This window comes from Pseudomonas sp. R3.Fl (genome assembly GCF_023516765.1).
In the GTDB taxonomy this organism is placed as follows: domain Bacteria; phylum Pseudomonadota; class Gammaproteobacteria; order Pseudomonadales; family Pseudomonadaceae; genus Pseudomonas; species Pseudomonas citronellolis.
This window is the reverse complement of sequence record NZ_JAMGSO010000001.1, coordinates 5,207,512-5,220,287: the sequence shown is the minus strand read 5'-3', so window position 1 is coordinate 5,220,287 and position 12,776 is coordinate 5,207,512. Positions and strand designations below refer to the sequence as shown.

Below are 12,776 nucleotides of genomic sequence, written 5' to 3'. Positions count from 1 at the left end.
CCCCGCTCATACCGGCGGCCGCGGCCGCCGGGGGCTCAGAAGCTGAAGTCCACCTTGGTCCAGAGCGTACGGCCCGGTTCGCGGATCGCCTGGGGATCGTTCGCCGGGTAGCCGAAGCCGGCGTTGCCGGCGAGGTTGAGGTGCTCGGCGTAGTCCTTGTCGAACAGGTTGTCGACGCCGGTGCTGACCTTGAAGTGCTTGTTCACGCGGTAGGCGGCGTTGAGCGAGAAGACGCCGAAGCCGGCGCTCTCGTCGAAGTCCTTGCCGACCACGTTGCCCTGCCCCTCGGCCACCCGCCCCTGCTTCGCCACCAGGCGCCACAGGGCGCCGGCGCTCCAGTCGCCCTGCTCGTAGGTCAGGCCCAGGCGGGTTTCCAGCGGCGGCATCTGCGGCAGCGCGCGGTCGTCGCTGGTGTTCTTGCCCCAGGCGTAGGCCAGGGTGGCGTCGGTCTTCCAGTTCGGCGCCAGCTGGTAGGCCGCGCCCAGCTCGCCGCCCATGATGCGGGCGTCCACGTTGGTCGCCTGGGACGTTGCACCCATCATGCCGCCGCTGGTGTAGGTGAACAGGATGTAGTCGCGGATCTCGCCGACGTAGCCCGAAGCCCAGGCCTTGAGCTTCTCGCCCTCGTACTGGGCGCCGAAGTCGAGCTGGGTGGTCTTCTCCGGCTTGATGGCGTCGAAGGCGTTGGCCGAGCCGGCCGGGCCCATGTTGGGGGAAAACAGCTCCCAATAGTCGGGGAAGCGCTGCACGTGGCCGAGGCCGGCGTAGAGCGTGGTGGGCGAGTCGGCCAGGTCGTGCTCGTAGCGCAGGAAGCCGCTGGGCAGGGTGTCGGCGCGGGTGTCGTCGGCCGTGGGGTTGGGCCGCGTCGTCATTCCCGAGCCGGTGGTCTGCCGGTAGTCCTTGGCCGAGGCGCGGTCCAGCCGCGCGCCGGCGATCACCCGGTCGCGCTCGGCGGCATACCAGGTCAGCTCGCCGAAGGCGCCGTAGTCGTGGAAGACCGCGTCCTTGTTCCACGGCACTTCGTCGTAGGCGCCGATGCCCATGGCGCTGCGCTGGCGGTGTTCGCTGCTCTGGGCGTCGACGCCGGAGATCAGCTTGAAGTCGTCCCAGCGCCAGGTGGCCGCCAGGCGCCCGCCGAGGGTGCGGCGGTCGACGTTGGAGGCCATGGGCCCGGCCATCATGCCGGTGCCCGAGGGCGTGCGCAGGCTGTAGTTGTCCATCACGTGGTCGGCGTAGTTGTAGTAGACCTGCGCCTCCAGCTTGTCGAGCACGCCGCCGAGGTTGGACTTCTCGAAGCGCAGGCCCAGGCTCTCGCGCTTGAACTGCGAGCCGTCCATGCCGCGCCCGGCGTAGCGCGCCTCGCCGTCGCCCTTGCCGGCGGTCAGCTCGACCAGGGTGTCGGCGTCCGGCGTCCAGCCCAGGGCGACGTCGCCGTTCCACTTGTTCCAGCGCGAGGGCACGGTGTTGCCGCCGCCGTCCTCGTAGTCGTCGGACTGCGAGCGGTTGCCGGTGAAGCGCAGGTAACCCTCGGGGCCGCCGGCGGCGGCGTCCAGCACTCGGTCGAAGCGGCCGTTGGAGCCGGCCACCAGGCTGCCGTTTATCCGCGTGCCCAGTTCGCCGAAGCGCTCCGGCTCGCGGTCGAAGCGGATGGTCCCGGCCGAGGCGCCGGGGCCCCAGATCACGGTTTCCGGGCCCTTGACCACGGTGAGCCGATCGTAGGTCTCCGGCGATATATAGGAAGTGGGCGCGTCCATCCGCGCCGGGCAGGCGCCGAGCATCACGCCGCCGTTGGTGAGGATGTTCAGCCGCGAGCCGAACATGCCGCGCAGCACCGGGTCGCCATTGCTGCCGCCGTTGCGGATGGCGGAGAAGCCGGGGATGGTCTTCAGGTAGTCGGCGCCGTCGCTGGCCGGGATCGGCTGGCGCGCCTGCTTCGGGTCGGTGACCACGGTCAGCGGCGAACTCTGCGCCACCGCGGTGATGACACTGGGTTGCAGTTCGATGGCGTGGTGGCCGGCGTGTGGGTCGTCGGTCTCGTCGGCGCGTACGGACGGGGTCAGGCCGACGATGCCGCCGAGGGCGGTGAGTGCGCAAAGGGTGCGCAGGCGCGCCGGGCGAACGCGCCCGCGCAGGAAGAGTCTGGACATGCGAAATTCCATGATCGATGACGATGTTCTTCTGGCCAGGCGCGGCGGACGCGCACGGAGGAAGGTTCCTCTGCGCGATGGCACTTGCGCTGGCTACGGCGAAAGAAAGGTCAGGCGGTCATGGACGGTGGCGCGCGCGAACGGGCGCCGGGGAAGATCGGCGAAGGCGGGATGGATTGTTCGATGACGACCTGGGGCGCCGGGGCAGCCCCGGGCAGGTCGGCGGAGAGCGCCAGGCGTGGGGTTTGCAGGGCCGGGCTGTGGAGCAGCAGGCCGCAGTAGCCGCACTTCTCCATGAAGTGGTCGGCGGAGAAGCCCTGCTGCGCGGCATCGGAGCCATGGTGGCCGCCGCGCATCTGTTCGGAGCAGGCCATGTCCTCCATCCCGGCCATGGCCGGCATGGGGTGATCCATGGGCATGGACTGCGACAGCAGCGGGCCGAGGTGGATCATCAGCATGGCGAAGAGCGCCAGCCAGATGCCCGTGCCTTGTCCTGTGCCTCGCCGTCTGCGACCTGTCACTGGAAGTCCCCGAATCGATTGGCGGCGTTTTACCCTGCCGAGCCGATGGGCGCAATTCGCCGATGGCTCAATGCTGTGCGGCATGGAGACGCATCGGAGAGTAAAGCAGAAAAAGCGCTTCGCAATTCCTTGCGCAATAAAGCTCACATACGAGCAGAAAATCTCGTTTAGCTTTATTGATCGACGATTAATACCAATTTTTCCACAATGCTTGCCATCCACCCCCAAAGCGCACTAGGGTGGGCGCTATGAAAACCGCACACACCCTCATCCTGCTTCGCCAACACGCCTGCCTGCGCCTGGTCAGCCCGCAACTGCGTGGCTGAATCCGTTTCCCGGCTTCACCTCTTCATCTTTCTACCGCGCAGGGCCGCCGCTGGCCCGGAAGAACAAGGATTCCGCCCATGACCATGCTCAAAGACCCGTCGAAGAAATACCGTCCCTTCACCCCGATCACCCTGCCCGACCGCACCTGGCCGGACAAGATCATCGACCAGGCGCCGATCTGGCTGAGCACCGACCTGCGCGACGGCAACCAGTCGCTGATCGAGCCGATGGACGCCGAGAAGAAGATGCGCTTCTTCAAGTGCCTGGTGCAGGTGGGCCTGAAGGAAATCGAAGTGGGCTTCCCGTCCGCCTCGCAGACCGACTTCGACTTCGTCCGCGAGCTGATCGAGGGCGGCCACATTCCCGATGACGTCACCATCCAGGTGCTGACCCAGGCCCGCGACGACCTCATCGAGCGCACCTTCGAGTCGCTGAAGGGCGCCAAACGCGCCATCGTGCACTACTACAACGCCTGCGCGCCAAGCTTCCGCAAGATCGTCTTCAACCAGGACAAGGAAGGCGTCAAGCAGATCGCCATCGCCGCCGGCAAGACCATCAAGCGCCTGGCCGCCGCCGCGCCGGAAACCCAGTGGGGCTTCGAGTACTCCCCCGAGGTGTTCAGCTCCACCGAGACCGACTTCGCCGTCGAGGTGTGCAACGCGGTGATCGACGTGTTCCAGCCGACCCCGGCCAACCGCCTGATCCTCAACCTGCCGGCCACCGTCGAGTGCGCCACGCCGAACAACTACGCCGACCAGATCGAGTGGTTCGGCCGCCACATCGACAAGCGCGACAGCGTGATCATCAGCCTGCACACCCACAACGACCGCGGCACCGGCGTGGCCGCCTCGGAGCTGGCGCTGATGGCCGGCGCCGACCGCGTGGAAGGCTGCCTGTTCGGCAACGGCGAGCGCACTGGCAACCTCTGCCTGGTGACCATGGCGCTGAACATGTACACCCAGGGCATCAACCCGGGGCTGGACTTCTCCGACATCGACGCCGTGCGCAAGGTGGTGGAAGAGTGCAACCAGATTCCGGTGCACCCGCGTCACCCCTACGTCGGCGACCTGGTCCACACTGCCTTCTCCGGCTCCCACCAGGACGCCATCCGCAAGGGCTTCGCCCAGCAGAAGGACGACGCCGTGTGGGAAGTGCCCTACCTGCCGATCGACCCGGCCGACATCGGCCGCAGCTACGAGGCGGTCATCCGCGTCAACAGCCAGTCGGGCAAAGGCGGCATCACCTTCCTGCTCGAACAGGAATACGGCATCAGCCTGCCGCGCCGCATGCAGATCGAGTTCAGCCAGGTGGTGCAGAACGAGACCGACCGTCTCGGCCTGGAAATGACCGCCGAGCAGATCTACAACCTGCTGCAGAGCGAGTACCTGCAAGCCGTCTCGCCGTTCGGCCTGAAGAACTACCGCCTGCAGGAAGAGAACGGCATCTGCGCCATCGACATCGACGTCACCCACAAGGGCGAGCAGCACCGCTGGCACGGCAAGGGCAAGGGCACCCTGGAAGCCCTGGTCGCCGCGCTGCCGGTGGACGTCGAGATCATGGACTACAACGAGCACGCCATCGGCGCCGGCACCAACGCCCGCGCGGCAGCCTACATCGAGCTGCGCGTCGAAGGCGGCCGCTCGCTGCACGGCATCGGCATCGACGAGAACATCACCACCGCCAGCTTCCGCGCCCTGTTCAGCGCGCTGAACCGCGCCGTGACCCTGGGCCAGGCGAAAGCCGCCTGAGTTCACCGGTGATGTGAAAAAGGGGCCTTCGGGCCCCTTTTTTCGCCTGCTCGGCCAGGCAAGCAACTGTTTTGCCGACTGCGCCGAGGTGCCCTTCGTAGGAGCGAGCTTGCTCGCGAACAAAGGCTGTGCCATGCGGTTCGCGAGCAAGCTCGCTCCTACGAGAAGCCGTGCTCACCTGCTACGTAGGACCTTGTCCGCGATAGCCGGGCATCTCGGCGCGGATCGCGGATAAGATCCGCGCCTACGCCATCCCCCTGTAGGAGCGCGCCCTGCGCGCGATATCGCGGGCAGGGCCCGCTCCTACAGGGAGACGCCATGCCTACTCGTCGTCGCCGCTGGCGCTCACCGCGCCCAGGCAGCGCAGGCGGTGCTCGCTGCCGTTGGATTGCAGCGTCCAGCTGTCGTCGCTGGCCTCGTACCGGGCTTCCATCACCTCGTTGTAGGTGAACTGCCAGCGCCGCTTGTCGCGGCCGTCGACCACCTCCACGCGCAGCACCACGTCTTCGCTGGCGAAGGCCTGGCCGGCTTCGGCGGCGATCTCGGCGCGGTCCAGCAGGTCTTCGTCGAGGCTGAATTCCCAGGCGTGCAGGCCGTCCAGTTCGAGCATGTCGGTCAGTTCGAGCTGGTCCAGCAGATAGAGGGTTTCTTCGGACATTTTTCGTATTCCCGGTGAGACAGGCCGCCATCATAGAGCAAAGCCCCGCCGGCGGCCCTCCCCGCCTAGTCGGCCAGTGCAGCCAGCACGCCGCGCAGACGCTCGACGGTGGCCGCCGAGCAGGGCTGCATGGGCTCGCGCAGTTCGTCGGCGATCAGCCCCTGCAACGCCAGGGCGGCCTTCAGCGGTGCCGGGTTGGGCTCGACGAAGGCAGCCTGCATCCACGGCAGCAGGCGCAGGAAGGTGCTCCGCGCGCCGGCCAGGTCGCCCGCCTCCGCCTGGCGCTGCATGCGCACGTAGAGGTCGGCGCGCACGTGGGCGGACGCGGAGATGGCCCCGGCGCCGCCCAGGCACAGGTTGGCGAAGATCTGCAGATCCTCGCCGGCCAGCACTTCGACGTCGCCGTCGGCGATCAGCGCCAGGGTGGTCTCGAAGTCGCCGCTGCAGTCCTTGATCGCGACGATGCGCGGGTGGCGGACGATGCGCCGCAGGGTCTCGCGCTCGATGCGCACGCCGGTGCGGTAGGGAATGTCGTAGAGCACCACGGGCACGCTGGCGGCGTCGGCCACGGTCTGGAAGAACGCCTCCAGGCCCTGCTGCGACGGGCGGATGTAGTAAGGCGCCGGCACCAGCAGGCCAGCCACGGGGCGGCGCTGGATTTCCTGCTGGAAGGCCAGCAACTCGCGCAGGTTGTTGCCGGCCAGGCCCATGATCACCTGCTGCGGCGGCACCCACTGCAGCACGGCGTCGAGCACCGCCAGTTGCTCCTCATGGCTGAGCGCGGCGGCCTCGCCGGTGGTGCCGCAGACCACGAAGCCGGCGACGCCGTCCTCCAGCAACCTGCCCACCAGGCCGCGCAGGGCGGCGAAGTCGATTTCCCCGGCACGGAAGGGCGTGGCCAGGGCCACCCAGATCCCACGAAACGTAGACATGCGAAAAACTCCTTGTGGCTGACCGTCTGGTCGCCGTCAGGGAGGGTGCGGGATGCAAGCGGGGGAAGATCGACCTGGCGCCTGGTTGTCCTGTCAGCCCATCTGACGGGACAGCGCGCCCCGGTCAAATGAGCGACTGTTTCTTCGATTTCTTGGCAACGGCGACGCACGTGCAGGCCGGGGCGAAAGAGCCCGGGAGCGGCAGCGAGTGGTCGGAGTTGGCGAACATGGGAAGTCCGTTGCGCGAATCAGGCACCGAATATGCTCAACGTCGGACTTGGCTGTCAACCTTCTCCTAGGGTCTATGCTGGTTCAACCACACCGCAGTATGGAGAAGTGACAGGTGAACTCTCGCGAACTGGGCCGCTCCGGGCTGGCCATTCCGCCGCTGGTGTTCGGCGGCAACGTCTTCGGCTGGAGCGCCGACGAGGCGACCTCCTTCCGCCTGCTCGACGCCCTGCTGGACGCCGGGCTGAACTGCATCGACACCGCCGACGTATACTCGCGCTGGGTGCCCGGGCACAAGGGCGGCGAGTCCGAGGCCATCATCGGCAAGTGGATGAAGCAGCGCGGCAACCGCAGCAGGATGATCATCGCCACCAAGGTCGGCATGGACATGGGCAACGGCCACAAGGGCCTTTCCGCGGCCTACATCGAACAGGCCGTGGAGCACTCGTTGCAGCGCCTTCAGACCGACTACATCGACCTCTACCAGTCCCACTGCGACGACACCCACACCTCCCTGGAGGAAACCCTCGGTGCCTACGCCGAGCTGGTTAAAAAGGGCAAGGTGCGCGTCATCGGCGCCTCCAACTACGACGGCCGGCGCCTGCGCGAAGCCCGCGAAGTGGCCGAGCACCTGCACATGCCCAGCTACCAGAGCCTGCAGCCGAACTACAACCTCTACGACCGCGCCGACTACGAGACGCGCCTGGAACCGACGGTGCGCGAACTGGGCATCGGCGTCATCCCCTACTATGGCCTGGCCGGCGGCTTCCTCAGCGGCAAGTACCGCAGCGAAGCCGACCTGGACAAGAGCCCGGCGCGGGCGGACAAGGTCAAGGGCTACCTGAACGAGCGCGGCGTGACCATCCTCGTGGCCCTGGACGAAGTGGCAGAGGAATACGACGCCACCCCGGCCCAGGTGGCCCTGGCCTGGCTGATCGCCCGCCCGGGCATCACCGCGCCCATCGCCAGCGCCTCCAACCTGGAGCAGTTGCCGGACCTGGTCGCGGCGACACGGCTGCAATTGAGCCAGGAGGATATCCACCGGCTGGATGCGGCGAGCGCCTATTGAGGCGCCCGCCGGGTGGCCGCGGAGACTTGCCGCGGCCTCCCATGGCCCCGTACTCTCTGCTGCGCGTCTCCCCCGACAAGAAGAAAAACGGAGCAGAGAATGCTGTCCACGCCGCAACGCCTCTGGCAGGTTCTGAAGTCCAACCCACAGCGCGAGGAATCGTTCCTGGCGGAAACCGCCGACATCGCGGTGCCAGACGACCGTGGCCTGTTCGTCATCGGCACGGCGCGCAGCGGCACCACCGTCTTCCAGAACGCCCTGAACAGCTCGCCGGAGATATTCCTCCTCGGCGAACCGGCGCTGCAGGACGACCCGGGCACCCCGGACTTTGCCGCGCGCTACAACGCCATGCACAGGTCCTGGGGCAACCAGGAGAACAAGAGCAGCTTCTGCCCGCCGCTGTTCGACCAGGACGCCCCCTGGCACCACTACCTGGCCCGGCTAGCCCGGCACTACCGCTACGTCGGCAGCAAGATCGTGGTCAATCCCCACGAGGCCGCGCGTACCTGCCAACAGCTGTTCGAATTCCATTGCCGGCATTTCTACCGTTCGCACTACGTCTTCACCTTCCGCAACCCCATCGACGTGCTCATGTCGACCCGCGGCCTGGCCGAACTGAACGGCGACGAGGCGGCCGGCTACGACACGGTGCTCAAGAGCTTCCTGCAGGTGATGGCGCTGTACATCCGCTTCCTGCGCAACCTGCCCTCGGTCAGGGCGGTGTTCCACGAGGACCTCGGCGAGGCGGTGCTGCGCGACACCGGCGCATGGCTGGGCGTCGACCTGGGCGAGGCCGCCGGCTACTACGACAACGCCCGCGTCAGGCGCTACAGCCTGGATCAGGTGCCGGAGCACGCCCGCGCCCTGGCGGAAGAGGTCATCGCCGCCTACGAGGAACTGCGCGGGCAGGTCGCCGGAGGCATGCGCCTGGTGCAGCTGGAGCAGAATTCCAACCACATCGATCCGGCGCACTTCACGCCGCTGGGCAACCTGCATCGGCGTATCGAGGGGTTGCTGGCGGCGTCCTGACGGTTCGAATCGCGGACGGAGTCCGCTCCTACAGGGGCGCGAGGCATGGCATTCCGCCTGTAGGAGCAACTGTCTTGCAGGCCGCACCGGGGCGCTCTTCGTAGGATGGGTTGAGCTTGCGAAACCCATGCGGTTGCGGTGATGGGTATCGCTTCGCTCAACACCATCCTACGAAAAGCCATGCTCGCTCATGCGGTAGGAGCGGACCTTGTCCGCGATGGCCGGAGGTCCCGGCGCGATTCGCGGATGGGATCCGCTCCTACGATACTGCCCGACCATGCCATTTCCATGTAGGAACGGGCTTGCTCGCGAACGGTGCTTACCGGCGACAACTGTGTTGTGGGTTACTCCGCTCCCTCTCCCCAATCCTCTCCCGCAAGCGGGAGAGGGGGCTGTCCGGCATGGGCGCAAGGTTCGGCATCAACCTGTAGGAGCGCGCCCTGCGCGCGATTCGCGGGCAGGGTCCATTCCGGACCAGAGCGTAGGAGCGGATTTATCCGCGATGGGTATCGCTTCGCTCAACACCATCCTACGAAAAGCGTGCCTACAGCCTCAGGGCTCGATGACGAAGTGGTCGGCGTCGAGGTAGGCCGGGAAGCGTTCGCGGTAGGCGGCCAGCGCCTGGGCCGAGAGGCTGGCGTGGAACACGCCGTCGCCGTTGGCCGCTTCCAGCAGCGTTTCGCCCTGGAAGTCCAGCACCTGGCTGTCGCCGGCATAGGCGTGGCCCTTGCCGTCCTCGCCCACGCGGTTCACCGCCGCCACGTAGCACAGGTTCTCGATGGCCCGGGCCGGTAGCAGGCGGTTCCAGTGCAAGCGCCGGGCGGCCGGCCAGTTGGCGGTGTAGAGCAGCAGGTCGGTGTCCTGGGCATCGCGGCTCCAGGCCGGGAAGCGCAGGTCGTAGCAGACCAGCGGGCGCACCCGCCAGCCCTTCCACTCCAGCAACACCTGGCGCTCGCCCGGCGTGTAGTGCTTGTGCTCGCCGGCCATACGGAACAGGTGGCGCTTGTCGTAGTAGAGGATTTCGCCGTCCGGGCGGGCCCAGAGCAGGCGGTTGCGGTGGCTGCCGTCGGCGGCGCGGACGATCACACTGCCGGTCACCACCGCGTCCAGGCGCGCGGCCTGGTGGCGCAGCCAGGCGTAGGTCTCGCCTTCCTCCGCCTCGGCCAGGACCTCGGAATCCATGGAGAAGCCGGTGGTGAACATCTCCGGGAGGATGACGATGTCGGCGCCGCGGGCCTGTTCCAGCAGCGCGTCGAAGTGCGCGCGGTTGGCCGGCGCGTCGTGCCAGGCCAGGGTGGTCTGCACCAGGGCCAGGTTCAGGTCGGGCAGTTGGCTCAGATCGCGCATAGCTTGTCCGCCGCCTGGCGCAGCGTCTCCTCTTTCTTGGCGAAGCAGAAGCGCACCAGGCGCATGTCCGCCGGGGCCTGCTGGTAGAACACCGAGACCGGGATGGCCGCCACGCCGTGTTCGCGGGTCAGCCACTCGGCCATGGCGACGTCGTCCAGGTCCGGGCGGATCGCCGAGTAGTCGACCACCTGGAAGTAGGTGCCGGCAGCGCGCTGGAAGCTGAAGCGCGAGCCGCTCAGCAGGTCGCAGAACAGGTCGCGCTTGGCCTGGTAGAAACCCGGCAGCTCGCGCAGATACTCGGGGTGCGCGGCCATGAAGTCGGCCAGCGCCCACTGCAGCGGGGTGACGCCGCAGAAGTTCACGTACTGGTGGATCTTGCGCATCTCCGCCGACAAAGCCTGCGGCGCCACCACGTAGCCGGTCTTCCAGCCGGTGACGTGGTAGGTCTTGCCGAAGGAGCTGACCACGAAGGCGCGGGCGTAGAGCTCGTCGTGGGCCAGCACGCTGGCGTGCTGCACGCCGTCGTAGATCAGGTGTTCGTAGACCTCGTCGCTGATGACGTAGATCTCGCGCTCGCGGATCAGCGCCGCCAGGCGGTCCAGGTCGGCGCGGTCGATCAGCGCGCCGCTGGGGTTGTGCGGGCTGTTGAGGAAGATCAGGCGGGTGCGCGGGGTGATGGCGTCGGCCAGGCGCTGCCAGTCGATGCGGAAGTCCGGCAGGTTCAGCGGCACGTGCACGCAGCGGCCGCCGGCCAGTTCCACCGAGGGTTCGTAGCTGTCGTAGCAGGGGTCGAGGACGATGGCCTCGTCGCCGGGGCGGATCAGCGCCTGCACCGCGCAGAAGATCGCCTCGGTGGCGCCGGGAGTGATGGTCACCTCGGCGTCGGCGCTGACGTTGCGCCCGTAGAAGGCGGCGACCTTGGCCGCCACCTGCTCGCGCAGCGCCGGCAGGCCGGTCATCGGGCAGTACTGGTTGTGCCCGGCCATGACGTGGCGGGCCACGGCTTCGCGCAGGGCGGCGGGGCCGTCGAAGTCGGGGAAGCCCTGGGACAGGTTGAGCGCGCCGCACTCGGCGGCGAGCTGCGACATGCGGGTGAAGATGGTGGTGCCGACGTTGGGCAACTTGCTGGCGAGCATAGCGGTTCCTAATAAAAGCCGATTAAGAGCGCTGAAAGCTTGAGGCTAAACGAAATACAGAGCGCCGGAGGATTCTCGCTCGTCCAGCCTTCCAGCCTCCAGCGCTCTTTTCGGCTTTCAACGCTTCTTGTCTTTTTTCTTCTTCTCGGCCTTCTTGTGGTGCGACATCAGCCGGCGCTTCTTGTTGACCTGGCGCTCGGTGAGCTGGGTCTTCTTGCCTTCGAAGGGGTTGTCGCCGCCCTTGTATTCGATGCGGATCGGCGTACCGACCAGCTTCAGCACGCGCCGGTAGGTCTTCTCCAGGTAGCGGGTGTAGGCCTTGGGCACCGCTTCGGTCTGGTTGCCGTGGACCACGATCAGCGGCGGGTTGGCGCCGCCCAGGTGGGCGTAGCGCAGCTTGATGCGGCGGCCGTTGACCATCGGCGGCTGGTGCGTCTGCACCGCGTCCTCGAGGATCTGCGTCAGCTTGCTGGTCGGCCAGCGGGTCACGGCGGAGCGGAACGACTCCTGCACCGACTTGTACAGGTGGCCCACGCCGGTGCCATGCAGCGCCGAGATGAAGTGGATGTCGGCGAAGTCGACGAACAGCAGGCGGCGCTCCAGCTCGGTCTTGACGTAGTCGCGCTCGCCCGACTCCATGCCGTCCCACTTGTTCAGCGCGATGACCAGCGCGCGGCCGGTCTCCAGCACGAAGCCGAGCAGGTTGAGGTCGTGCTCGACCACGCCCTCGCGGGCGTCCATCACGAAGATCACCACGTTGGCGTCCTGGATGGCCTGGAGGGTCTTCACCACCGAGAACTTCTCCACCGCCTCGAAGATCTTGCCGCGGCGGCGCACGCCGGCGGTGTCGATCAGGGTGTACTTCTCTTCGTTGCGCTCGAAGGGGATGTAGATGCTGTCGCGGGTGGTGCCGGCCTGGTCATAGACGATAACCCGCTCCTCGCCGAGCATGCGGTTGACCAGGGTCGACTTGCCGACGTTGGGGCGGCCGATGATGGCGATCTTGATGCCATCCTTCTCGCTCGGGCCGGGGATGCGCTTGGCTTCCTCGCCCTCGGCGACCTCTTCCAGCTCGTCCGGCAGGTCGTTGTCTTCCGGCGCCTCGGGCTCGGGCTGGAACATCTCGCCCAGGGCCGTCTGCAGCATGTGGGTGATGCCGCGGCCATGGGCGGCGGCGATGGTCAGGGCGTCACCCAGGCCCAGCGGGCTGAATTCGGCGCGGGCGATGTCCGGATCGACGGTGTCGATCTTGTTGGCCACCAGGTAGCTGCGCTTGTTCCGCTTGCGCAGGTGCTCGGCGATCATCTCGTCGGCGGCGGTCAGGCCCGCGCGCGCGTCGACCATGAAGAGCACCGCATCGGCTTCCTCGATCGCCTGCATCGACTGCTCGGCCATCTTGGCGTCGATGCCTTCCTCGTCACCGGTGATGCCGCCGGTATCGATGACGATGAATTTCTTGCCCTGCCACTTGGCCTCGCCGTACTGGCGGTCGCGGGTCAGGCCGGCGTACTCGGCGACGATGGCGTCGCGAGTCTTGGTCAGGCGGTTGAACAGGGTGGACTTGCCGACGTTCGGGCGGCCCACCAGGGCGATTACGGGAACCATGCGGCTCTCCAGGAAATTTCAGGAATTCG

At 67.1% G+C, this 12,776-nt stretch carries 10 protein-coding genes; 3 read left to right on the top strand and 7 right to left on the bottom strand.

Annotation, left to right across the window (positions count from 1 at the left end; genetic code table 11):
- Nucleotides 1-35 precede the first annotated feature (35 nt).
- Complete coding sequence (locus M8R19_RS23040; protein WP_502942954.1) at nucleotides 36-2,159, bottom strand: TonB-dependent copper receptor; 2,124 nt, start codon at nucleotides 2,157-2,159, stop codon at nucleotides 36-38.
- A 98-nt stretch (nucleotides 2,160-2,257) separates the two neighbouring features.
- Entirely contained in the window at nucleotides 2,258-2,668 is a 411-nt protein-coding gene (locus tag M8R19_RS23035; protein ID WP_074979111.1) for a DUF2946 domain-containing protein, read from the bottom strand.
- A 404-nt stretch (nucleotides 2,669-3,072) separates the two neighbouring features.
- Here M8R19_RS23035 and leuA point away from each other — a divergent pair, with 404 nt between their 5' ends.
- Complete coding sequence (gene leuA / locus M8R19_RS23030; RefSeq protein WP_074978951.1) at nucleotides 3,073-4,743, top strand: 2-isopropylmalate synthase; 1,671 nt, start codon at nucleotides 3,073-3,075, stop codon at nucleotides 4,741-4,743.
- Between the two features lie 322 nt (nucleotides 4,744-5,065).
- Here the strand turns inward: leuA and M8R19_RS23025 are convergent, their stop codons facing one another.
- Both M8R19_RS23025 and dapA read right to left on the bottom strand, forming a co-directional pair.
- The gene (locus M8R19_RS23025) at nucleotides 5,066-5,401 is read right to left on the bottom strand and encodes a DUF5629 family protein (protein WP_249919015.1); all 336 of its coding nucleotides are present in this window, start codon (nucleotides 5,399-5,401) and stop codon (nucleotides 5,066-5,068) included.
- Nucleotides 5,402-5,466: 65 nt separating this feature from the next.
- Entirely contained in the window at nucleotides 5,467-6,333 is an 867-nt protein-coding gene (dapA, locus tag M8R19_RS23020) for a 4-hydroxy-tetrahydrodipicolinate synthase (RefSeq protein WP_249919014.1), read from the bottom strand.
- A gap of 343 nt (nucleotides 6,334-6,676) precedes the next feature.
- Here dapA and M8R19_RS23015 point away from each other — a divergent pair, with 343 nt between their 5' ends.
- Both M8R19_RS23015 and M8R19_RS23010 read left to right on the top strand, forming a co-directional pair.
- Complete coding sequence (locus M8R19_RS23015; RefSeq protein WP_116422913.1) at nucleotides 6,677-7,630, top strand: aldo/keto reductase; 954 nt, start codon at nucleotides 6,677-6,679, stop codon at nucleotides 7,628-7,630.
- Nucleotides 7,631-7,729: 99 nt separating this feature from the next.
- The gene (locus M8R19_RS23010) at nucleotides 7,730-8,659 is read left to right on the top strand and encodes a sulfotransferase (protein ID WP_249919013.1); all 930 of its coding nucleotides are present in this window, start codon (nucleotides 7,730-7,732) and stop codon (nucleotides 8,657-8,659) included.
- A 552-nt stretch (nucleotides 8,660-9,211) separates the two neighbouring features.
- On the opposite strand, the gene M8R19_RS23005 is transcribed toward M8R19_RS23010, so the two are convergent.
- The 3 genes from M8R19_RS23005 to der form a co-directional block, all read right to left on the bottom strand.
- Nucleotides 9,212-10,006, bottom strand: a complete 795-nt coding sequence (locus M8R19_RS23005; RefSeq protein ID WP_249919012.1) for an amidohydrolase — start codon at nucleotides 10,004-10,006, stop codon at nucleotides 9,212-9,214.
- Nucleotides 9,994-11,142, bottom strand: a complete 1,149-nt coding sequence (locus tag M8R19_RS23000) for a pyridoxal phosphate-dependent aminotransferase (RefSeq protein ID WP_249919011.1) — start codon at nucleotides 11,140-11,142, stop codon at nucleotides 9,994-9,996. Before M8R19_RS23000 ends, M8R19_RS23005 begins: the two co-directional genes overlap by 13 nt.
- A 117-nt stretch (nucleotides 11,143-11,259) precedes the next feature.
- Entirely contained in the window at nucleotides 11,260-12,747 is a 1,488-nt protein-coding gene (gene der / locus M8R19_RS22995; RefSeq protein ID WP_064584189.1) for a ribosome biogenesis GTPase Der, read from the bottom strand.
- Nucleotides 12,748-12,776 lie beyond the last annotated feature (29 nt).